This window comes from Telluria sp. ZB2R32 (genome assembly GCF_059685715.1).
Genome location: NZ_JCASIG010000002.1, coordinates 714,205 through 736,192 on the forward strand (window position 1 = coordinate 714,205; position 21,988 = coordinate 736,192).

The 21,988-nt window shown below is 65.1% G+C and carries 22 protein-coding genes and 1 tRNA gene; 12 read left to right on the plus strand and 11 right to left on the minus strand.

Annotation, left to right across the window (positions count from 1 at the left end; genetic code table 11):
• The first annotated feature begins 54 nt into the window (after positions 1 to 54).
• From AC56LG_RS08170 to AC56LG_RS08180, 3 genes are all read left to right on the plus strand, one after another.
• Positions 55 to 1,008: a DMT family transporter gene (locus AC56LG_RS08170; RefSeq protein ID WP_497165600.1), complete on the plus strand. Its 954-nt coding sequence runs from the start codon at positions 55 to 57 to the stop codon at positions 1,006 to 1,008.
• Entirely contained in the window at positions 1,005 to 1,502 is a 498-nt protein-coding gene (locus AC56LG_RS08175) for a GNAT family N-acetyltransferase (RefSeq protein ID WP_497165601.1), read from the plus strand. Before AC56LG_RS08170 ends, AC56LG_RS08175 begins: the two co-directional genes overlap by 4 nt.
• A gap of 296 nt (positions 1,503 to 1,798) precedes the next feature.
• Positions 1,799 to 1,978, plus strand: a complete 180-nt coding sequence (locus AC56LG_RS08180) for a hypothetical protein (protein ID WP_497165602.1) — start codon at positions 1,799 to 1,801, stop codon at positions 1,976 to 1,978.
• Between the two features lie 87 nt (positions 1,979 to 2,065).
• Here the strand turns inward: AC56LG_RS08180 and hutI are convergent, their stop codons facing one another.
• From hutI to AC56LG_RS08215, 7 genes are all read right to left on the minus strand, one after another.
• On the minus strand, positions 2,066 to 3,310 hold the full coding sequence (gene hutI, locus AC56LG_RS08185; protein ID WP_497165603.1) for an imidazolonepropionase: 1,245 nt from the start codon (positions 3,308 to 3,310) through the stop codon (positions 2,066 to 2,068).
• Complete coding sequence (locus tag AC56LG_RS08190; protein WP_497165604.1) at positions 3,303 to 3,908, minus strand: HutD/Ves family protein; 606 nt, start codon at positions 3,906 to 3,908, stop codon at positions 3,303 to 3,305. Before AC56LG_RS08190 ends, hutI begins: the two co-directional genes overlap by 8 nt.
• A gap of 31 nt (positions 3,909 to 3,939) precedes the next feature.
• A complete protein-coding gene (locus tag AC56LG_RS08195) occupies positions 3,940 to 5,301 on the minus strand; it encodes a formimidoylglutamate deiminase (protein WP_497165605.1) in 1,362 nt (453 codons plus the stop codon).
• On the minus strand, positions 5,298 to 6,086 hold the full coding sequence (hutG, locus tag AC56LG_RS08200) for an N-formylglutamate deformylase (RefSeq protein WP_497165606.1): 789 nt from the start codon (positions 6,084 to 6,086) through the stop codon (positions 5,298 to 5,300). Before hutG ends, AC56LG_RS08195 begins: the two co-directional genes overlap by 4 nt.
• Positions 6,087 to 6,105: 19 nt before the next feature.
• The gene (hutH, locus tag AC56LG_RS08205) at positions 6,106 to 7,653 is read right to left on the minus strand and encodes a histidine ammonia-lyase (protein ID WP_497165607.1); all 1,548 of its coding nucleotides are present in this window, start codon (positions 7,651 to 7,653) and stop codon (positions 6,106 to 6,108) included.
• Entirely contained in the window at positions 7,650 to 9,368 is a 1,719-nt protein-coding gene (gene hutU, locus AC56LG_RS08210) for a urocanate hydratase (protein ID WP_497165608.1), read from the minus strand. Before hutU ends, hutH begins: the two co-directional genes overlap by 4 nt.
• 119 nt (positions 9,369 to 9,487) lie before the next feature.
• Positions 9,488 to 11,152 (minus strand): amidohydrolase, encoded by a 1,665-nt coding sequence (locus AC56LG_RS08215; RefSeq protein WP_497165609.1) that lies wholly within the window; start codon positions 11,150 to 11,152, stop codon positions 9,488 to 9,490.
• A gap of 142 nt (positions 11,153 to 11,294) precedes the next feature.
• On the opposite strand from AC56LG_RS08215, the gene bla reads away from it, so the two are divergent.
• Positions 11,295 to 12,149, plus strand: coding sequence for a subclass B3 metallo-beta-lactamase (gene bla, locus AC56LG_RS08220; protein WP_497165610.1), 855 nt, complete (start codon positions 11,295 to 11,297; stop codon positions 12,147 to 12,149).
• A gap of 136 nt (positions 12,150 to 12,285) precedes the next feature.
• Here the strand turns inward: bla and ada are convergent, their stop codons facing one another.
• Positions 12,286 to 13,362: a bifunctional DNA-binding transcriptional regulator/O6-methylguanine-DNA methyltransferase Ada gene (gene ada, locus AC56LG_RS08225; RefSeq protein WP_497165611.1), complete on the minus strand. Its 1,077-nt coding sequence runs from the start codon at positions 13,360 to 13,362 to the stop codon at positions 12,286 to 12,288.
• Positions 13,363 to 13,497: 135 nt separating this feature from the next.
• Here ada and hutC point away from each other — a divergent pair, with 135 nt between their 5' ends.
• From hutC to AC56LG_RS08255, 6 genes are all read left to right on the plus strand, one after another.
• The gene (gene hutC / locus AC56LG_RS08230) at positions 13,498 to 14,217 is read left to right on the plus strand and encodes a histidine utilization transcriptional repressor HutC (protein WP_497165612.1); all 720 of its coding nucleotides are present in this window, start codon (positions 13,498 to 13,500) and stop codon (positions 14,215 to 14,217) included.
• A 107-nt stretch (positions 14,218 to 14,324) separates the two neighbouring features.
• Positions 14,325 to 14,723, plus strand: a complete 399-nt coding sequence (locus AC56LG_RS08235; protein ID WP_497165613.1) for a response regulator — start codon at positions 14,325 to 14,327, stop codon at positions 14,721 to 14,723.
• Between the two features lie 230 nt (positions 14,724 to 14,953).
• A complete protein-coding gene (gene trxA / locus AC56LG_RS08240; RefSeq protein ID WP_192056180.1) occupies positions 14,954 to 15,280 on the plus strand; it encodes a thioredoxin TrxA in 327 nt (108 codons plus the stop codon).
• 170 nt (positions 15,281 to 15,450) lie between these two features.
• Positions 15,451 to 16,713 carry a transcription termination factor Rho gene (gene rho / locus AC56LG_RS08245; protein WP_192056178.1) on the plus strand — a complete coding sequence of 421 codons (1,263 nt, stop codon included), beginning with the start codon at positions 15,451 to 15,453 and terminating at the stop codon, positions 16,711 to 16,713.
• A 316-nt stretch (positions 16,714 to 17,029) separates the two neighbouring features.
• Positions 17,030 to 17,299: a type B 50S ribosomal protein L31 gene (locus AC56LG_RS08250; protein WP_497165614.1), complete on the plus strand. Its 270-nt coding sequence runs from the start codon at positions 17,030 to 17,032 to the stop codon at positions 17,297 to 17,299.
• Between the two features lie 123 nt (positions 17,300 to 17,422).
• Complete coding sequence (locus AC56LG_RS08255; RefSeq protein ID WP_497165615.1) at positions 17,423 to 19,144, plus strand: ArnT family glycosyltransferase; 1,722 nt, start codon at positions 17,423 to 17,425, stop codon at positions 19,142 to 19,144.
• Positions 19,145 to 19,170: 26 nt separating this feature from the next.
• Here AC56LG_RS08255 and AC56LG_RS08260 read toward each other — a convergent pair whose 3' ends face one another.
• Positions 19,171 to 19,857 carry an FxDxF family PEP-CTERM protein gene (locus AC56LG_RS08260; RefSeq protein WP_497165616.1) on the minus strand — a complete coding sequence of 229 codons (687 nt, stop codon included), beginning with the start codon at positions 19,855 to 19,857 and terminating at the stop codon, positions 19,171 to 19,173.
• Positions 19,858 to 20,002: 145 nt separating this feature from the next.
• Here AC56LG_RS08260 and AC56LG_RS08265 point away from each other — a divergent pair, with 145 nt between their 5' ends.
• A complete protein-coding gene (locus tag AC56LG_RS08265) occupies positions 20,003 to 20,584 on the plus strand; it encodes a hypothetical protein (RefSeq protein ID WP_497165617.1) in 582 nt (193 codons plus the stop codon).
• A tRNA-Leu gene (locus tag AC56LG_RS08270) sits at positions 20,567 to 20,651 on the plus strand. The genes AC56LG_RS08265 and AC56LG_RS08270 overlap by 18 nt, the downstream gene beginning before the upstream one ends.
• 64 nt (positions 20,652 to 20,715) lie before the next feature.
• Here AC56LG_RS08270 and AC56LG_RS08275 read toward each other — a convergent pair.
• Together AC56LG_RS08275 and AC56LG_RS08280 are read right to left on the minus strand one after the other, a co-directional pair.
• Entirely contained in the window at positions 20,716 to 21,504 is a 789-nt protein-coding gene (locus AC56LG_RS08275; protein WP_497165618.1) for a DUF2145 domain-containing protein, read from the minus strand.
• A gap of 1 nt (position 21,505) precedes the next feature.
• Positions 21,506 to 21,910 carry a hypothetical protein gene (locus AC56LG_RS08280; protein ID WP_497165619.1) on the minus strand — a complete coding sequence of 135 codons (405 nt, stop codon included), beginning with the start codon at positions 21,908 to 21,910 and terminating at the stop codon, positions 21,506 to 21,508.
• Between the last annotated feature and the right edge of the window lie 78 nt (positions 21,911 to 21,988).

Here is a 21,988-nt window from a genome sequence, read left to right on the forward strand (position 1 = left end):
CGGTTTTCCAATTTATAGACGACAGGCAACGGAGAAAGCACGTATACTTTCGGGATGTCTTCTCCCGTCCTGTTCACCCTCGCCTCGCTCATCTGGGGCTCGACCTTCTGGGCCATCACCTTGCAGCTGGGCGACGTGCCGCCATCGGTGTCGGTGGTCTACCGCTTTGCCCTGGCGTCGAGCGTGCTGTTCGCCATCTGCATCGGCCGCGGCATTCAATTGCACCTGCCCTGGCGTACCCAGAAATGGGTGATGCTGCAGGGTGTGGCCACCTTCGGTTTGTCGTATATCTGCACTTACCAGGCCGAAGAAGTCGTGGTCTCGGGGCTGGTGGCCGTGCTGTTCGCATTGATGGTGTTCTGGACGCCGCTGCTGGGCCGCGTGTTCTACGGCACCCCGATCGCGCCGCGCACCTGGGGCGCCGGCGCGGTGGCGACCGGCGGCGTGGCCCTGCTCTTTTATCACTCGATCGGCGCCGCCTGGCGCGATGTGCAAGCCGGCGGCAGCGGCCACTTCCTGCTGGGCGTGGTGCTGGCGCTGGTGGCGACGATCGCCAGTTCGGCCGGCAGCATCGTCGTCGGCAAGGTGCGCGAGCAGTCCGGCAACGTGATGCTGACCACGGCCTGGTCAATGCTCTGGGGCACGTTGCTGGTGGCCGTGTATGCCGTGGCGACCGGCCAGCGCTTCATGCTGCCGCCGACGCTGTCGTATACGCTTGGCCTGCTGTACCTGGCGATCTTCGGCTCGGTAATCGCCTTCCTCGCCTACTTCACGCTGATCAACCGCATCGGGCCGCAAAAGGCTGTGTACATCGGCGTCATCACGCCGGTGTTGTCGGTGCTGCTGTCAATCCAGCTCGAACATTACCGCCCTGGCCCGGTCGAATTCCTGGGCATGCTGCTGTGCCTGGCCAGCGTGGCCTGGGCCCTGCGCGGCCCCGCAGCAACAGCAGCAGCAGCCAAGCCCGTGAACACCGTAACTTTGAATCAGGTAACCGAAACACCATGACCGCAGTCACCCATTTCTCCGTCCGTCCCGCCGAACCCGCCGACGTCAGCCACATCCACTCGATGATCGTCGAACTGGCCGTGTTCGAAAAACTCGAGCACATGGTCGTCGCCACCGAAGAGCTGCTGCACGACGGCCTGTTCGGCGTGCGCCCGGCCTGCGAAGCCATCGTCGGCGAAGAGAATGGCGAAGTGGTCGCCTTTGCCCTGTTCTTCCACAATTTCTCGACCTTCCTCACCAAGAAGGGCCTGTACCTGGAAGACCTGTACGTGCGCCAGTCGCACCGCGGCAAGGGCTACGGCAGCGCGCTGCTGGCCAAGCTGGCGCAACTCGCGGTCGAGCGCAACTGCGGCCGCTTCGAGTGGTCGGTGCTGGACTGGAACGAACCGGCAATCGGCTTTTATAAAACCATGGGCGCCGAGATCCTGCCTGAATGGCGCATCTGCCGCGTGACCGGCGAGGCGCTGGACTTGCTGGCGCGTCGCGCAGATTGATCCTGAAATAAAAAGCCCACGGGACCGAAAGGCGCCGTGGGCGAACCCATTATGTCAATGGGGAGGGGAGACTGGAAATCAACGATTTCACTATAGCTGGGTGAACTCGTCTGAAGCTGTTGTTCTTACAATTGCTTACCTCTCTTATGGATGCTCTGTTACCTATAATTACCGAGTTGAGGATTGCTGAATTGACGGTGCTCAATGATTAGGCAGCTGTCCCGCACGATTGAGTGATCACAAATGCAAGAAATCGACGTCCGGGACAATGTGTTCTTCGCATGAGGGAGAGAGCAATGGCATTCATTTTCCGGCCGATTACCAGGCGCCTCTACAAGGCATGGCTGCGTACCCGCCTCGACAATTACAACCGCAGCCTGACAGCGATCGCCGCCCAGCGGGAGAACGATTTTCATGCGGAACGGATGCTGCACCGGGCGGTATCGGCCACGCGGTCGAAGTTGCAGTCGCTCTGAAATACTGCAACGGGCTGCACATTGCAACCCGTTGCAGTTCTTCGCCCTGAAAACTTCCGCACTGAAACCTTCATTCATACGCGCGTCTTACAAGCCCGCCGGCAAGCCCACGTCGCGCGCGCGCATCACGCCGCCGTTCACCACCGCCTGGCACGGATTGAAACCGATCGCGTACGCCAGCTCGGCCGGGCGGCTGATATCCCACAGTGCGAAGTCGGCGCGCTTGCCCACCTCCAGGGTGCCGATCTGGTCTTGCAGGCCGAGCGCGCGCGCGGCGTTGATGGTGGCGCCCAGCAACGCTTCGCGCGGGGTCAGGCGCCACAGGGTGCACGCCATGTTCAGCGCCAGCAGCAGCGAACTCATGGGCGAGGTACCCGGGTTGCAGTCGGTCGCCACCGCCAGCGGCACGCCGGCGCCGCGCAGGGCGGCGATCGGCGGCGCCTGTGTCTCGCGCAGGAAGTAATACGCGCCCGGCAGCAGCACGGCGACCGTGCCGGCGCCGGCCATGGCATTGATGCCGGCCGGGGTCAGGTGTTCCAGGTGGTCGGCCGACAGGCCGCGGTAGCGCGCCACCAGTTCGGCGCCGCGCTGGTCCGACAGTTGTTCCGCATGCAGTTTAACGGGCAATCCCAGCTTCTTTGCCGCCGCAAATACGCGTTCGGTCTGGTCGTAGGTAAACCCGATGTGCTCGCAGAAGGCGTCGACCGCGTCGACCAGCTTTTCCTTGACCAGCAGCGGCAGCATGCGTTCGGTGACTTCGGCGATGTAGTCGTCGGGCCGGCCGGTGAACTCGGGCGGCAGCGCATGCGCCCCGAGGAAGGTGGTGCGCACCTTCACCGGCAACAGCTCTCCGATGCGGCGCGCGGCGCGCAGCAGGTTCGCTTCGCCCTGCAAATTCAGGCCGTAGCCGGATTTGATTTCGACGGTGGTCACGCCTTCGGCCAGCAGCTGCGATACGCGCGGCGCGCTCTGGCGCAGCAGGTCCTCGACGCTGGCGGCGCGGGTGGCGCGCACGGTGGCCATGATGCCGCCGCCATTGCTGGCGATGTCTTCGTAGCTGGCTCCTTCCAGGCGCGCTTCCCATTCGTCGCTGCGGTTGCCGGCGTGGACGATGTGGGTGTGGCAATCGACCAGGCCGGGCGTGAGCCAGGCGCCGTCGCAATCGTGGATGACGGCGGCACGAGGCGCCTCGCGCCGTGCGCCGACCCAGGCGATGCGGCCGTGGTGCACGGCGATCGCGCCATCCCTGACTTCGCCATAACCGTCGACCATCGTGGCCAGGTTCACGTTCGCAAACACCGCGTCGAAGCGCTGCCCGTGGCGCTCACTCATCTTCGTATTCCTCGTCCTCGTTGTAATAGAAAATGTCGACAATGAAGATGACCGCCTGGTTGGCCTCGATCGACCAGATCGTGCCTGGATCGAACAGGACGGCGTCGTAGCGCACCATGTTGATGCGCTCGGCGTCGCTGGCGATTTCCAGGGTATCGCCCTCGGCCAGGAACATCAGCGTCAGGTCGGCGCGCGCGACGAAGCGCGATTTGCCGGCCAGGCGCCGGCGGCCGAACTGGTGGTAGCAGCGGTCGGTGCGCGTCATGACGTTGAAATCGGTGGTTGGGCCGCGATTGAGCTTGGCCACCACCTCGGAGTCGCCGTCGAACGCCAGCACCGGGCCGCTTTCGCAGATGATCACCCGTTCGCTGCCGTCGATATCGAGCGTCATGCCATGGCCGTCGACCAGCGCCAGCGTGCGGTCGACGCCGGGAAAGCGGGAAAATGGCCCATCCTCGGAAATCGTGGCCAGGCTGACGCGCCAGTCGAAATCCTCGAAGCCGGCCTCGGGCGGGCCGATCGCGATCGTCGTGGTGCTGCCGCCGCCGTTCTTCCAGGGGTAGGCCGACAGGCCGGCAAACGGGATCAGGATATTCATGTTCAGGCCTCGCTCAAACTGATACGTATGCTCACATCGCGCGCAACCGTTGAAGGGCTTGCCGGTAGCGGCGTCCGATGGCTTCCTGCGCCATGTGGCGCCCGCCCTGCACGACCCAGCGTCCGCCGGCCAGCACGTCGCGCACCAGGTTGTCGTTGCCGCAGAATACCAGACGTCCCAGCACGTCGGTGTCGCGTACGCCGTCCAGGTTCGGGTGCGCGGCGTCGAGCACCAGCAGATCGGCGCGGCGCCCCGCCGCCAGCGCCCCCACCGGACGCCCGGTCGCCTGGGCGCCGCCCCCGAGTGCATCCTGCCACAGGTTCAATGCCACGTCGCGCCTGGCCGGCGTGGCGGCGACATTCCGGCGCCCATGCACCAGGCGCTGGCCGTATTCGAGCCAGCGCAATTCCTCGACCGGGCTCTGCGACACGTGACTGTCGCTGCCGATGCCCCAGCGCCCCCCATTGGCCAAGTAATCACCAAGGGGGAAGAGGCCGTCGCCGAGGTTGGCTTCGGTGCTCGGGCACAGGCCGGCCACGGCGCCGCTGCGTGCCAGAGATCCGAGTTCCCTTTCATTTAAATGGGTCGCATGCACCAGGCACCAGCGCGCGTCGATCTCTACTGCGTCGAACAGGTAGTCGACCGGCCGGCTGCCGCTGAAGTCCAGGCTTTGCTGCACCTCGGCCTGCTGCTCGGCGATGTGGATGTGCAGCGGCCGCTCCTGCGGCAATGCGTTCATCAAGGCATGGATCTGGTCGATGCCGGCCGCGCGCAGCGAATGCGGCGCCGCGCCCACTTCCAGCTGGCCGCCGCGCAAGGGTTCGAGCGCCTCGACGATGCCCAGCACGGTGTCGATGTCGGTATGAAAGCGCGCCTGTTCCGGTTTCAGGGGCTGCGCGCCGAAGCCGCTGTAACTGTAGAGCACCGGCAGCAGGGTCAGGCCGATGCCGGCCTGCTGCCCGGCCGCGGCGACCCGCTCGGCCATCTCGGCCGGGCGCGCGTACATGCGCCCTTCCGGGTCGCGCTGGATATAGTGAAATTCGCACAGCGACGTGTAGCCATGGCGCAGGCATTCGGAGAACAGCTGGGCCGCGATCGCCTCGACCTGCTCGGGCGTGATCTGCGCGGCGAAGCGGTACATCAGGTCGCGCCAGGTCCAGAAGCTGTCCGGTCCGTCGCCCGCCCTTTCGGTCAGGCCGCCCATCGCGCGCTGGAACGCGTGCGAATGCAGGTTGACCATGCCCGGCACGACGTACTCGGCGCGTGCCACGCCGATCGGCGGCCGCGCCTGCGGCTGCACCCGCGTCAGGGTGCCGCGCGCATCCCATTCGACCAGCACGTCGCCCTGCCAGCCCTCGGGAAGCAAGGCATGGCGCGCGAACAGGGCATTCATGCGCGCACCCAGTCGAGCGCGGCGCGCATCATGTCGTGCAACAGCGGCTGGACTTCGGCCGCGACCTCTGCCTGGAACGCAAATGGCGGCGCTTCGTCCATGTACAGGCACTGGCACATCTCGAGCTGGATCGCATGCACGCCCTCGTGCGGCTGGCCATAGAAGCGGGTGATGTGGCCACCCTTGAAACGGCCATTCACGGCGATGCTGAAGCGCTCCTGGGCGCGCGCCACCCCGACCACCGCGTGCTCGAGGCCCGGATCGCAGGACTTGCCCTCGGCAGTGCCGAAATTCAGGTCCGGCAGGCGGCCTTCGAAAAAGCGCGGCACCTGCGAAGCGATCGAATGCGCATCCCACAACACCACGCGTCCGTGCAGCGCCAGCAATCTCGCCAGTTCGGCGCGCAGCTGGTTGTGGTAGGGGCGCCAGTAGCGTTCCAGGCGCCGTTGCACTTCTGCCCCATCCGGCACGCCTCCTTCCCGGTACAGGCTTTCGCGCCCGAAGGTGTCGACCGGGCACAGGCCGGTCGTGTCCAGGCCCGGATACAAATTCGTGTTCTCGGGCGGGCGGTTCAGGTCGATCACGTAGCGCGACCAGCGCGCAGCCAGGGTCGAGATGCCGAGGCGGTCGGCGCAGTCGTAGAGTTCGGCCAGGTGCCAGTCGGTGTCGGCTGTCGCCAGCGCGCAGGGCGCCATGTGCGCGGCCACCTCGTCGGGAATGTCGGTGCCCACGTGGGGCATCGACAGCAGCATCGGCGCGTCGCCTGCCTTGAACCGGAAATCCATGAAGACTCCTGTTGACATATTAAGGGTGGAGGACTGCGAACAGCTCCTTGCATGATGCGGACAATTCACCCGTGATCACCATCTGGCGCGCCGCCTCGATATCGGGCGCAAAGAAGCGGTCGGCGTCGAACGGCGCCACGCGACGGCGCAATTGCGCGTGCACGTGCTCGAGGTGTTCGGAACTGGCCAGCGGGCGGTGGAACTCGATCCCCTGCCCCGCCGCCAGCAGTTCGATCCCGACAATCACCGCCGTATTGTGCGCCATCTGGTCGAGGCGGCGCGCGGCAAAGGTCGCCATGCTGACGTGGTCTTCCTGGTTGGCCGAGGTCGGCAAGCTGTCGACGCTGGCCGGGTGCGCCAGCGATTTGTTTTCCGAGGCCAGCGCAGCCGCCGTCACGTGGGCGATCATGAAGCCGGAGTTCAGGCCCGGCTCGCGCACCAGAAAGGCCGGCAGCCCGGACAGGTTGGCGTCGATCAGCAGCGCGATGCGGCGTTCGGCCAGCGCGCCGATTTCGGCAATCGCGAGGGCCAGCGTATCGGCGGCAAAGGCGACCGGCTCGGCGTGGAAGTTACCGCCGGAGACGATGGCACCATCGTCGGGGAACAGCAGCGGATTATCGGTCACCGCATTCGCTTCGATCAGCAGCGTGCGGCTGGCATTCGCTACCAGGTCCATCACGGCGCCCATCACCTGCGGCTGGCAGCGCAGGCTGTACGGATCCTGCACGCGCTCGTCGCCGACCAGGTGCGAGGCGCGAATCGCGCTGCCCGCTATCAGTTCGCGGTAGATCGCCGCCGCCGCGATCTGGCCCGGCTGGCCGCGCACCGCGTGGATGCGCGCGTCGAAGGGCGCATCGCTGCCACGGGCGGCGTCGACCGACAGGGCGCCGGTGACCATCGCCGCTTCCACCAGGCGCTCGGCCATGAACAGGCCGTGTAAAGCCAGTGCGGTCGACACCTGCGTGCCGTTGATCAGCGCCAGGCCCTCTTTCGCGGCCAGGGTGACGGGCTCGATGCCGGCCATGGCCAGCGCTTCGGCGGCATCCATGATCCGCCCTTGATAGCGCACCGGACCGACGCCGAGGATGGCGAGGGTCATGTGCGCCAGCGGCGCCAGGTCACCCGAGGCGCCGACCGAACCTTGCACGGGAATGGCCGGCATCAGGCCGGCGTTGTAGATCGCGATCAGGGTGTCGATGATGAGCGGACGCACGCCCGAATAGCCGCGCGCCAGGCTGCCGATCTTGGTCAGCAAAATCAGGCGCACGACCGGCTCGGCAATCAGCTCGCCGGTACCGACCGCATGCGACAGGATCAGGTTGCGCTGCAACTGCGCCAGCTGGTCGTTGGGAATGTGGGCCTTGGCCAGGATGCCGAAGCCGGTATTGATGCCATACGCCGGATCGCCCTTGTCGACGATGGCTTTCACGAGTTCGGCGGACGCGGCGATCGGTGCGGCGGCGCTTGGTGCCAGCGTGATCGGGAAGTGCGAGGCCCAGGCCGCGCGCAGGTTGGACAGCGTCAGGGCGCCGGGTTGCAGGGTCCAGCCGTGGTGATGGTCGTTCATTTGGTGCTGCCTTGATTGATCATGGGAAGGTTCAAGCCGGTGCGCCGGGCACAGGCGATGGCGGATTCATAGCCGGCGTCGGCGTGGCGCATCACACCCGAGCCGCTGTCGTTGACCAGTACGCGCGCCAGGCGTTTGGCGGCGGCGTCGGTGCCGTCGGCCACGATGACGACGCCGGAATGCTGCGAGTAGCCCATGCCGACGCCGCCGCCGTGGTGCAGCGAGACCCAGGTGGCGCCGCCGGCGGTATTGAGCATGGCGTTGAGCAACGGCCAGTCGGAGACGGCGTCGGTGCCGTCGCGCATGCTCTCGGTTTCTCGGTTGGGGCTGGCGACGGAACCGGTGTCGAGGTGGTCGCGCCCGATCACGATCGGCGCTTTCAGTTCGCCCGTGCGCACCATCTCGTTGAAGGCAAGGCCGGCCAGGTGGCGCTCGCCCAACCCTAACCAGCAGATGCGCGCGGGCAAGCCCTGGAAGGCGATCCGTTCGCGTGCCATGTCGAGCCAGCGGTGCACCTGCGCCTGCTGCGGGAACAGTTCCTTGATCTTGGCATCGGTTTTATAGATGTCTTCCGGGTCGCCCGACAGCGCCACCCAGCGGAACGGTCCGCGCCCTTCGCAGAATTGCGGGCGGATATAGGCCGGCACGAAGCCGGGGAAGTCGAAGGCCTGTTCGACGCCTTCATCTTTCGCCACTTGCCGGATGTTGTTGCCATAGTCGACCGCATGGGCGCCGAGGGCCTTGAAGTCGAGGATGGCTTGCACGTGCCTGGCACAGGAGGCGGCGGCGGCCGCTTTCAGGCGCGGGTGCTGCGCCGGATCGGCCTGCGCCGCTTTCCACTCCTCGATCGTCCAGCCCTGCGGCAGGTAACCGTGGATCAGGTCATGGGCCGAGGTCTGGTCGGTGACGAGGTGAGGCACCAGTCCGCCGACGCGGGCACGGCGCACCAGTTCCGGCAGCACGTCGGCGGCATTGCCGAGCAGGCCGATCGAGATTGCCTCGCGCTTGCCCGTATGTTCCTGGATGAGCGCGATGGCGTCGTCGATATCGCGCGCCTGCTTGTCGAGGTAGCGCGTGCGCAATCTGAAATCGATGCTGCTCTGCTGGCATTCGATGTTGAGCGAGACCGCGCCGGCAAAGGTGGCGGCCAATGGCTGGGCGCCGCCCATGCCGCCCAGGCCGGCTGTCAAAATCCAGCGCCCGCCCCAGTCGCCATCGAAATGCTGGCGCCCGGCTTCGGCAAAGGTTTCGTAGGTGCCCTGGACGATGCCCTGGGTGCCGATATAGATCCAGCTGCCGGCCGTCATCTGGCCGTACATGAACAAACCTTTACGGTCGAGTTCGTTGAAATGCTCCCAGTTGGCCCAGTTCGGCACCAGGTTCGAATTCGCCAGCAGCACGCGCGGGGCGTTTTCGTGGGTCTGGAATACGCCGACCGGCTTGCCGGACTGGATCAATAAAGTCTGGTCGTCTTCCAGGGTGCGCAGCGAAGCCAGGATCTGGTCGTAACATTCCCAGTTGCGCGCGGCGCGGCCGATGCCGCCGTAGACCACCAGGCGCTGCGGGTCTTCGGCGACTTCGGCGTCCAGGTTGTTCTGCAGCATGCGGTAGGCGGCTTCGGTCAGCCAGCTCTTGCAGCTGAGCTCAGTGCCGCGCGGGGCGCGGATGCTGCGCGTGGGGTCGAAGCGTGGATCGGCGGACGGGGCGTGGGTCATGGCGGCTCCAGAGACAGGAAAAGTGCGCGGCGAACGCGCACCGGAATGCACAGAGTCTAGGTTGTCTATACAACAGCGTCAATCCATTTTGTCATGGTGCCGGCATGGCCCGTCCACGATTATTTCTGGTACACCGCCTTGCCCGCCACCCAGGTCTGCAGCACGCCGGTCTTGTAGATGTCGTAGGTCGACACCTTGAACAGATCCTGGTCGACCACGATGAAATCGGCCCATTTTCCGGGCTCCAGCGAGCCTAAGCTGTTTTCGGCGTGCCCCGCATAGGCTGCATCAAGCGTGAAGCAGCGGAACGCTTCCTTCAGCGACATCGCCTGGTTCGGATACCAGCCGGCAATCGGTTGACCGGATGCATCCTGGCGCGTGACGGCCGCGTGGATGCCGAAGAACGGGTTCGGCGATTCGACCGGGAAGTCGGAACCGCAGGCAATGCGCGAACCCTGGTGCAGGAAAGTGCGCCAGGCGTAGGCACCCTTGATACGTTCGGGGCCGACGCGGCTTTCCGCCATGTTTTTATCGGAAGTGGCATGGGTCGGCTGCATCGACGGGATGATGCCCAGCGTCTTGAAGCGCACGATGTCGGTCGGCGTCACCACCTGCGCGTGTTCGATGCGGTGGCGCTGGGCCGCGCTCTTGGTCACGCCCAGTTCCTTTTTGTAGATGTCGAGAATTTGATGGTTGCCGGCGTCGCCGATCGCGTGCACGTTGACCTGGTAGCCGCGCGCCATCGCCTTTTTCATCATCGCATCCATCTGCTCGAGCTTATAGAACAGCAAGCCGTGCGAATGCGGTTCGTCGCTGTAGGGCTTGATCAGGGCGGCGCCACGGCTGCCCAGGGCGCCGTCCGAATACAGTTTGACGGCGCGCAGCGCGTACATGTCGTTGCCGTAGGTTTTCAGCGGACCGTTTTTCGCCAATGCATCGAAGTCCTTTTCGGTGCCGCCAATCATCCCATAGATGCGCGCAGTCAATTTGCCCTGGTCCGCATAGGCGCGGTACAGGCGGTCTTCCGCCACGCCCAGGCCGGCGTCGTGGGTGCTGGTGACGCCGACGCGGGCCAGTGCGCCCAGCGCCTGATCCAGCGCCACGCGTTCCTCGGCTTCGGTCTGCGCCGGCATCACTTTGGTGACCAGTTCCTGCGCCGCGTCGACCAGCACGCCGGTGGCTTTGCCGCTGGCGTCGCGCATGATCTTGCCGCCGGCCGGGTCCGGAGTTTTATCGGTGATGCCGGCCGCTTCCAGCGCGCGGCTGTTGGCCCAGCCGGCGTGGCCGTCGACGCGCTCGAACCAGACCGGCTTGTCGCTGACCACGGCGTTGACGTCGGCGGCGCTCGGAAAGCGGCCCAGCTTCCAGTTTTCCTGGTTCCAGCCGCGGCCGCGCAGCCAGGCCTGGCCCTGGTTCGCACGGGCGTAGTCGCCGATCGCCTTCAGCGCGCCTTCGAGCGAGGTCGTCTGCGACAGGTCGAGCTGGGTCAGCATCTGGCCCAGGCCGAACACGTGGCCGTGGGCGTCGATCAGGCCCGGCAGCACGGTCTTGCCCCCCATGTCCACCTGGCGCGCGCCCGGCGCCCTGGACGTGACGTCGGCGGCGCTGCCGACGGCGAGGATCTTGCCCTTGTCGTCGAAAGCAAGCGCGGCGAATTGCACCAGGTCGCCCTTGGCGTTCAACGTGTAGCCGTTGGCGTTCACGATGACCGTGTCGGCCTGCGCGCCAATGGAAGCCAGGGCGGCAAGAACGAACGCTGAACACTGCTTGAGGCTGGACTGCATGGACTCTCCGTTTATTAAATAAAAGCAAAACATCAGTGTAGCGAAGTCCACCCGGCTTGGACATGCCCCGCCACCTTCAGCGTCTGTTTTTTCGTTATCATTTCAAGAAAGCAATCGTCATCCACCCACCTTGGGAATCCTCGTGAAACGTCTCGCCCTGTTCGCCTCCGTTCTGTTCGCCACTATGCCTACCCTCGCCGCCGAATGGGAAGGGCCGCAAGACCCGTTCCAGCTCTACGGCAACAGCTACTATGTCGGCACCGCGGGCCTGAGCTCGGTACTGATTACCTCGCCGGCCGGGCATATCCTGATCGACGGCGCCAGCCCCAAGGCGGCGGCGCAGATCGCCGCCCACATCCGCCAGCTCGGTTTTAAACTGGAAGACATCCGCTACATCCTGACTTCGCACGAGCATTACGACCACGTGGGCGGCGTGGCCGAGCTGCAGCGTCTAAGTGGCGCCACCGTGCTCACCAGCGCGGCCGCGAAGCCCGTGCTGGAAACCGGCAAGGCGGACAAGGGCGATCCACAATTCGCCAACCTGCCGGACATGGCGCCGGTAGCCTCGGTGCGCAGCGTGCGCGACGGCGAGTCGGTCGAACTGGGAACCCTGTCGGTCAAGGCGCATTACACGCCGGGCCACACGCAGGGCGGCGTCAGCTGGACCTGGCAGGCGGTCGAGAACGGCCGGGCGATGAACATGGTGTATGCGGACAGCCTGACGGCCCTCGGCGCCGGCACCTTCCGCTACAGCGGCAATACCGTTTATCCGAACGCGAAGCGCGACATCGAACGCTCGATCGCGCGCGTGGCGGTCCTGCCCTGCGATATCCTGGTGACGGCGCATCCGGATGCCAGCGGGTTATTGGAAAAGCAGACCAAGCAGAAGCAGCTCGGCAACGCGGCTTTTGTGAATCCGGGCGCGTGCATTGCGTATGCCGATGCCGGGCGACAAAAGCTGGCGCAGACGCTGTCGCAGGAGGCAGCGAAGCGCTGAAGCTTGGTGCCTGGAGGACGCTGCACAGACCCGTAGGGTGGGCGGCTTTGCCGCCCACGCGTTCAACGCACGGGTGAATAACCGCGCATCATTTTGCAACCAATGGTTGAACGCGTGGGCGGGGGACCCGCCTACGCTACGGCCTGCTAATTTTTTCACGGGCGATCAGCGCCGCTTTCCGCTCGATCCCCCAACGGTATCCCGATAACCCGCCATCGGTACGCACCACCCGGTGGCAGGGAATCGCCACCGCCACCGGATTGGCCGCGCACGCGCCGGCCACCGCGCGTACCGCCGCCGGCGCGCCGATGCGCTCGGCCAGTTCGGTGTAGCTCACCGTCTCGCCCGCCGGAATCGCACGCAAGGCCGCCCACACCCGCTGCTGGAAGGCGGTGCCGCGCACGTCCAGCGGCAAGTCGAGGCCGATGCGCGGCGCTTCCACCAGGCCGACCACTTGCGCCACCTGCTGTTCGAAAGCGGCGTCGGCGCCGATCAGCCGCGCCTTCGGAAAACGGTCTTGCAGGTCGCGCAGCAGCAGCTCGGGGTCGTCGCCCAGCAGCACCGCGCAGATGCCGCGCACAGTCGCTGCCACCAGGATCGCGCCGAGCGAACAGGCGCCCACCGCGAAGCGGATCTCCTCGCCGGCGCCGCCCTTCCTGAAGCTGGCCGGCGCCATGCCCAGCATGGCCGCGCTGCCGGCATAAAAGCGCGAACTCGAGTTAAAACCGGCCGCGTACAGCGCGTCGGTGACGGTGTTTTCCTGGCCGAGCGCGGCGCGCAAGCGGGCGGCCCGGCGCGCCGCGGCATACGCTTTCGGCGTCACGCCGGCATGCGCCTTGAATACGCGCTGGAAGTGGAAGCGGCTCATGCCCGCGGCTTGCGCGACCGCGTCGAGATCAGGTGCATCCTCTTCGGTGTCGAGGATGCGGCAAGCCGCGGCGACGGCCTGCGCCTGGCGCTCGGCCAGCGGCGGCTGGCCGGGTTGGCAGCGCAGGCAGGGGCGAAAGCCGGCCGCTTCGGCATCGGCGCAGCTGGCGTGAAAGGCGACGTTGGCGCGCAGCGCGGGCCGCGCGCCGCAGGAGGGGCGGCAATAAACGCCGGTGGTGCGCACCGAATAATAAAAGACGCCGTCGGCGGCGCGGTCGCGCGCCTGCACGGCGGCCCAGCGCGCTTCAAGGCTTGTAAATGGTGCGGCGATGGTCTCGGTCTTCATGGCGCATGTCCAGGTAATGGGCGATGGCGTCATCCTCGCACTGCGCGCGCCGCTGCGCACCTCCCTGCTTGCTTTCGAATTCGCGATAGAATCGGCACATTCAACGGTCATCATTATCGCCTTTCGGAGAGCAGTTTGAACGAATCGAGCGCGCAAGCGAGCACCCCCATTTTCCAGCAGATCAAGGATTACCTGGTCGGCGAGATCGCCACCGGGCGCTGGAAGGAAGGCGACCTGGTGCCCTCCGAGCAGGCCCTGGTGCGCCAGTTCGGCGTCTCGCGCATGACCGTCAACCGCGCCGTGCGCGAGCTGACCGCCGAGCAGGTGCTGACCCGGCGCCAGGGTTCGGGCACGTTTGTCGCGCCGCGCAAATTCCAGGCGACCCTGCTCGAAATCCGCAACATCGCCGACGAGGTGCGGGCACGCGGCCACCGCCATGCCAGCCGTCTGCATTTGCTGGAAAGCGCGCCGGCCGCCGAGGCGCTGGCGCTGCAGTTCGAACTGGCGCCGGGTGCGCCGCTGTTCCACTCGCTGATCGTGCATTTCGAGAACGAAGTGCCGATCCAGGTCGAAGACCGCTGGGTCAACCCGGCTTGCGCGCCCGCTTACCTGGAGCAGGATTTCAACAGCATCACCCCCAACGAACACCTGATGGCGGTCGCGCCCTTGCAAGGCGCCACCTACAGCCTCGAAGCCTCGGGCGCGCCGCGCGAAGTGACGGAACTGCTCGGCATCGACAGCCGCGCCCCCTGCCTTGTGCACAAGCGCAAGACCACGTCGGGCGGCCGCGTCGCTTCGGTGGTCACCATGTGGCATCCGGGCCACCTGATCCAGTACACGGGCAGTGTTGGATAACAAGACGGAACGACCTATTGGCGCAGAAAATTTTGAACTGGTTGTTCCATAAGCATCAGTTCTCGCACATAATCTCTGCCAGTAAATAATTCTGCGGAACCATTTGTATGAATAACTTCGCCGCGCCTGGCGATGGCGAGCCGCCGCGCGTGCTGGTGCTCGACGACGACCGTTTCATGCTCGAGATGCTGAAAGACATGCTGCACACCATCGGGGTGCGCGCGGTGTATACCGAAGCCAGCACGCGCCACGCCCTGTCCACCCTGGCCGAGCAGAATCCCGATGTGCTGGTCTGCGACCTGGCGCTGCCCGACATGGATGGCATCGAATTCCTGCAGGCGGCAGCCGAACGCGGCTTTCGCGGTGGCGTGATCCTGCTCTCGGGAATGGATTCCGGGGTGCGCGACGCGGCCGGCGAACTGGCGCGCGTGCTCGGCTTGCGCGTGGCCGGTATCTTCCGCAAGCCCATCGCGCTCGACCAGTTGCGCTCGGCTTTGGCCCAATAGCGCAGCACTTGGGATTTTGTACAAACGCCCGAACACTTTTAAGAAAAATAAGGTATTATTCGGCCTAAATCCCCCGCCTGACGTCCTCCAGACGCCCTTCCAAATATTGAGTTCGCGCGCATTGTCTCCACCTTTGCGTTGCAATTAGCCGTATCAGTAACCGGAAGCCGGACGACTGCCAACGGATCGGCATGAGTCTCCAGGCGTACCTTGATCCCTTTGAGGAAAACATGAGCGAAAACATTAAACACATCAGCGATGCTTCTTTTGACACCGACGTGATCAAGTCCGATCTGCCGGTCCTGGTCGACTTCTGGGCCGAGTGGTGCGGTCCGTGCAAGATGATCGCCCCGATCCTGGAAGAAGTCGCCAAGGAATACAACGGCAAGATCACGATCGCCAAGATGGACGTCGACGCCAACCAGGCTGTTCCGGCCCAGTTCGGCATCCGCGGCATCCCGACCCTGATCCTGTTCAAGAACGGCGAAGTCGCTGCGCAAAAAGTCGGCGCCCTGGCCAAGGGCCAGCTGACTGCCTTCATCGACAGCAATATCTAATAACTAAAAACCAAAGACGCATAGCGGCGGCAGCGCGCCCGCACTGCCGCCATTGTCCGGACGGGAATCCGGTCGGCTCCGGCCGCTTCCCAACCCGACGCAGTTTCTTTAACTAACCCACGCAGTTCCCTCCCCTACCTTTATTTCCCGTCACGGGACACCCACACAACATGCACTTATCTGAACTGAAGGCAATGCACGTCTCCGCGCTGCTGGAGATGGCCATCGGCCTCGACATCGACAACGCAGCGCGCCTGCGCAAGCAGGAACTGATGTTCGCGATCCTGAAGAAACGCGCCAAGTCCGGCGAACAGATCTTCGGCGATGGCGCCCTCGAAGTCCTGCCCGACGGCTTTGGTTTCCTGCGCTCGCCCGATGCGAGCTACATGGCATCGACCGACGACATCTATATTTCGCCGTCGCAGATTCGCCGCTTCAACCTGCATACGGGTGACTCGATCGAAGGTGAAGTGCGTACGCCGAAAGACGGCGAGCGCTACTTTGCCCTGGTAAAGGTAGACAAGGTCAACGGCGAATCGCCGGAAGCCTCGAAGCACCGCATCCTGTTTGAAAACCTGACGCCGCTGCATCCGAACGAGCCGCTGCGCCTCGAGCGCGACATGAACGGCGCCGAGAACATCACCGGCCGCATCGTCGACCTGATTTCGCCGATCGGCAAGGGCCAGCGCGGCCTGCTGGTGGCGTCGCCGAAGTCCGGCAAGTCGGTCATGCTGCAGCACATCGCCCACGCGATCACCTCGAACCACCCCGACGTGACGTTGATCGTCCTCCTGATCGACGAGCGTCCGGAAGAAGTGACGGAGATGCAGCGTTCGGTGCGCGGCGAAGTCGTCGCCTCTACTTTTGATGAACCGGCCACGCGCCACGTCCAGGTTGCGGAAATGGTGCTGGAAAAGGCCAAGCGCCTGGTCGAAATGAAGAAGGACGTCGTGATCCTGCTCGACTCGATCACCCGCCTGGCGCGCGCCTACAACACCGTGATCCCGGCCTCGGGCAAGGTGCTGACCGGTGGTGTCGACGCCAACGCGCTGCAGCGTCCGAAGCGTTTCTTCGGCGCCGCCCGTAACGTCGAAGAAGGCGGCTCGCTGACCATCGTCGCGACTGCCCTGATCGAAACCGGCTCGCGCATGGACGACGTCATCTACGAAGAATTCAAGGGCACCGGCAACATGGAAGTGCACCTCGAGCGCCGCCTGGCAGAGAAGCGCGTCTACCCGGCCATCAACCTGAACAAATCGGGTACCCGCCGCGAAGAATTGCTGATCAAGCCAGACCAGCTGCAAAAGATCTGGATCCTGCGCAAGCTGCTGTACTCGATGGACGAGATCGAAGCGATGGAGTTCATCCTCGACAAGATGCGTGCGACGAAGACGAATATCGAGTTCTTCGACATGATGCGCCGCGGCGGTTGATTTACCGTTAAAAGCATCGACGAGGGCAGCTGCGGCTGCCCTTTTTATTTGCGCAAGCGGTATGCATCGTTTCGGCGGGCATGCCCGCCTACGTTACACCACGGCCATTTGAACGTGATACGGACGGCGGCGCACCGTAGGGCGGACATGCCCGCCGATAAACCCGGCAACCACCCCACGGTTGCCTTGAACCCGCAACCGTTTTATAATCGTCGGTTCAGCAGTACTCACCCAGGCAAGTGAGCGGCAATCGGGTCACGAAGCAGGACGACCGACGAAGTGCTGTTTGGCTACCAAATAAACCCAAGGCAGAACCATGAAAACCGAAACCCATCCAGATTACCGTGAAGTCGTCTTCCATGACGTGTCGTGCGACTTCAAATTCGTGACCCGTTCGACCATCGCTACCCGCGAAACGATCAACTTCGAAGGTAAAGACTACCCGCTGATCAAGATCGAAGTCTCGGCTGAATCGCACCCGTTCTTCACCGGCAAGCACAAGATCGTCGACACCGCTGGTCGCGTCGAGAAGTTCCGCCAGAAGTTCGGCGCCGTCGGTTCGAAGACCTCGGTCGCGAACGGCTAAGCCAGTTGTACAGAAGCCTCTCGCAGGCTTCCTTCAAAAAAAGAAGCCGATTCGGCTTCTTTTTTTTCATCTTTTCAATCCCGCTATACTAGCGCGACATTCATTCCAGCACCTGACTTATCGATGAAACCAGTCCGCCTCCCCGCCGCCGCCACGCTGGCCCTGCCGCGCTGGGCCTTGTTCGCGCTTGGCCTGCTGTATATCCTGCCGGGCCTGATCGGCCGCGATCCGTGGAAGGACGACGCCGGCAGCTTCGGCATCATGTGGACGATGGCCAGGGGCGGCCTGAACGACTGGCTGTATCCGAACATCGCCGGCCTGCCCGCGCTGGAAGACGGCCCGCTCGCGTTCTGGCTTGGCGCCGTCTGCATCAAACTGTTCGGCTGGCTGCTGGGCGACGTATTGGCCGCGCGCGTGTCGAACATCGGCATGTTCGTGATGGGCGGCATGTCGCTCTGGTATACCGCCTTCCACCTCGGCCGCCGCCCGGAAGCGCAGCCGCTGCGCCTCGCCTTTGGCGGCCAGCCCGAACCCGACGCCTATGGGCGCACCCTGGCCGACACCACCGTGCTGGTCTACCTCGGCTCGCTCGGCCTGCTGCTGTACAGCCACGAAACGCTGGCCGTCACGCTGCAGGGTTCGCTGGTCGCCTATTTCCTGTACCGCGCGGTGCGCTACATCGAGACCGCCAGCGTGCGCAATGCCGCCCTGGTCGGCCTGTCGCTGGGCGCGCTGGCGCTCACGCGCGGCCCGCTGTCGCCGCTGGTGCTGCTGCTCGCGCTGTTGCTGTGCACGCAGCTGTTCCACATCCCGGCCGGCAACGCGCTGCGCCACATGGCGCTCGCCGCCGCCGCCGCAGTCGCGCTGACCCTGGTATGGATCGTACCGGCCAGCCTGGTGCAACCCTATGGCCAGTCGCCGGTCGCGCAATGGTTCGGCTCCAACGTCCACCAGTTCGCCCTGCCGGGCTGGGCCCCGATCAAGGCCTTTTTCCGCGTCGGCGTCTGGTTCTTCTGGCCGGCCTGGCCGTTTGCCGGCTGGGCGATCTGGGCCTGGCGGCGCCAGGAAAACATGCTGCACATCGTGTTGCCGCTCACTTTCCTGGGCGCGCTGACCGCGCTGTTCCTGTGCGACCCGACACCGGAAAACGGCGACTTGCTGAAACTGCTGCCGCCGCTGGCGCTGATGGCCGCCTTCGGCCTGCCGACCATGAAGCGCGGCGCGATCAACGCCATCGACTGGTTCTCGGTGATGGCCCTGACCACGCTGGCGGCACTGGTCTGGCTGTTCTGGATCGCCAAGCTGACCGGCTGGCCGGCCAAGCTGTCGCACAACGCTTTAAAACTGGTGCCGGGTTTTACGCCCGAATTCGGCATCGTCGCCTTTACGGTGGCGGCCGCCGTCTCGGTCGGCTGGATCTGGCTGGTGCGCTGGCGCGTGTCGCGCACGCGCACCGTGCTGTGGCGCGCGGTGGTGCTGTCCTCGAGCGGATTGATCCTGCTGTGGGTGCTGCTGATGACTTTGTTCCTGCCGGACCTGAATTACAGTAAAAGCTACGCCGGCGTGGCGCAGGCGATCGCCGCCAAGCTGCCGCACGACGCCAACTGCATCGACACCAACGTCGCCCCCGCCCAGCGCGCCTCGTTCGCCTATTTCGGACGCCTGCCGTTTGCCGGCATGGCGGGCGGGCAATGCGATTACGTGCTGCTGCAGGACAGCGTCAAAACCCGCGGCGAGCGCGACCTCACCCGCGCCTGGGGCACACGCGGCGGCACGCTGCTGTGGGAAGGCCGGCGCGCGTCCGACCGCGACGAACGCTTCCGCCTGTACCGGCGCGCGCCCTGAGCGTACGCGCTCCCCTCAGCTCGACATCAACCAGAAGCCGCCCCATCCGGGCGGCTTCGCTTTTTGGGAACAGCCAGCGGCAAACCGCGCCGCCAGGCCAGCGCGCCGCCCAGCAAGCCCGCCAGCAGCAGCGCATAGGCGGGCGCGTCCGGTATCGGCGACACGGTCAAATCGGCGCCGAAGCTGCCGCCGGCACTGCCCACGACCTGTCCATCCACGCGCAGCGCGTACAACCCGCTGGGCAAATTCAATCCCGTCAACGTCCAGGAATCGACCGGGTTATCGCCAAAGCCGGTCAAATCGATCCCCGCCACCGCGTTGCCGATCACGGCCAGCGTCTGCGGGTCGTACTGGAACAGGGAAAAGCCGGTAATCAATACATCCTTCGAGCCTGGCGAATCGAGGAAGGCGGAGGTGACCGAAGCGCTGGCATCGAAGGGCGTGCCGGCCACGGCAAACGTGAACAGGTCAGCAAAGCCGCTGCCGCTTTGCGCGGCCGTGAAAGTGTCCCCGAAAAAGGCATTCAGGCCGCCGGCCCCGTCGGGCACGGTGTCGAGCGCGACGCTGCGCTCGATGGTTTGCGCCTGCGCCTGCGGTGCGCCCGCGAGGGCGGCTGACAGGATGGCTGCAAAGACGGATGCATATGCAGCCCGCGGCACGATCAATGGTCGTTTCATGGTCCCTCCATCGGCAAGTGGCAACGGTTCGGTCATGTCGACGTGCAAGCGTTCAGGGCGCGCCCGGCCTGGACAACGGCCCCGTCCGGTTTTTGCGTCACGTCAACTCCAGGGCGCAAGCGAGGCCGACAATGGACAAAGCGCCTTGCCGATCCCGAGCCGCCCTTTAAGAGGAGACAACATGAAAAGCGTAATGTTCTCGGAAATCGTACAAGCGCCCCGCTACGCCGCGCTGCGCGGCCTGACCCCGCTGGTCGCCTACGGCCTCACATTGGCGGTCGGCACCCCGCTGCTGGTACTGGCGCTGCACGCCGCTTTCCCCGACGCCCCCCTGGCCGGCATCATCCTGCCGGTGCTGGCCGGCGTCGGCCTGCCGCTGTGCATGGGCGCCCCCGGCCGGCTGGAAGTCAGCACCCGCTTCGATGCCCGCCACATGCGCGCCACCCTCGGTACCACCCTGGGCGAGATGGGATTCATCGAAACCGCCGCCGGCCCCGAGCGCATCCGCTACGTCAAGGCCGGCAGCGGCGCCTGGCGCGCCCAGGCCGTCAGCGTACGCATCCGCGCCCACACCCTGGAAGTCACCGGCCCGATCCCGACCCTGCGCACCCTGCAGGCAGTGCTGGCGGGCACGGCGGCCGCTGCCGTCGCGCCCGCGCCGGCAGCGGCCCCGCGCCGTAACGATCTTTCAAACCGGGAAACTGTTGCCGCTGCAATGCAAATCAGCGATAATGCGGAGCGCGTTGCCGGGATGGCGGAATAGGTAGACGCACGGGACTCAAAATCCCGCGCCGCGAGGCGTACCGGTTCGATTCCGGTTCCCGGCACCAAGCACGAATACAAAAAACCCGCGTTCTTCACTGAAGAACGCGGGTTTTTGCATTCTAGCGCCGGTTAATCCACCACCAGCGTCTTCATCTCCCCATCGACCGCCCGCACCAGTTGCCTTACCGCATCCGTCGTCACGGTATCGATCTGCCCGGCCATGCGACGGTCGAACGGATGATCGTCGAACGCCACGTTGGCGCGGAACATGCGTCCGCCCAGGCGCGTCGATGCGGAAATGGCGAGTGTCGGCGGCTGGAAACGCATGCCTTTTAGCCAGGCTTGCGCCTCTTCCCTTGTTGCCACTTCGCCCGGCGGCGCGCTGGCGGCGGCGACGTTTTCGAGTACCCACTGGTTCGAGTTCTGGTACTGCGTCGAATACACGTAGGCGACCATGTTGTAGCGTGCCTCGTGCAGGCGCAGGGGCGTGCGCGTGGTAAACAAGGCCGCCAGCCGCTCTTGCAGGGCATTGCCCGGAATGATCAGTTGCGCCTCGAAGCGGTGCAGGTCGGTCAAGAAGAAATTGCCCATGCCTTCGTAATACAGGCCGGATGCGGCCGTGCCGCAATCGTTGAGTTCGTGCACGACGGTCCAGCGCCCGCGCGGATGGTCGCGCACGGCGATGCCCATGTGCGAATAGCGCAGCTGGTAGCGGCTCAAATCCTGGCCGGCGCGCGAGACCAGCGCCACGCGCGCGCCGCTGGCGTCGAGCGCCTGCACGGTTTGCCGCGCCAGTTCCATCGAGCGGACGACGTCGTGCGCCGTCAGCGGTTTGTCGGCGCAGGCCTGGCCGGCGTGAGCCGCCGGGGCGCAAGCCAACAGCAGCGCCGGCATCAACATGCGCAGCAGGCGTTTCATGTCAGATCGCCCGCGCATGATGCAGCAATCCTTTACCCGCCTCGTTCGGCAGGAAGGCGATCGCCCGGCCCGACATCACCAGCACCTGGCCGGTAGAGGCGGTGACCACTTCCAGCACGGTGCCGGTCGCGATCGACAAGCCGCCTACGGCCGCGCTCGACAAGCGGACCGTGGCGCGGCTGGCGTCGGCCGCACCTTCCAGCACGACCTCGAGTCCGTCGCCGACGGTGCGTACGCTGGCGACGACCACGCTGCCGGTAGCCGCCACCGTCAGGATCGAGCCGATGACGACCACGCCCGATAAATTGGCGCTGGCCTGCGACGGCGTCGACGGTCCGCCGGCCGCGTGGGCGCCGCCGGAAGCAAGCGCAAGGCTGAGCAGGGAAGCGGAAAGGATGCGTTTCATGGGACCTCCGTGGTTGGACAGGCGCATCCTGTCAAACCCTGTATTGCCCGGCAACAGGGCAAGATAAAGTGCCGCCAC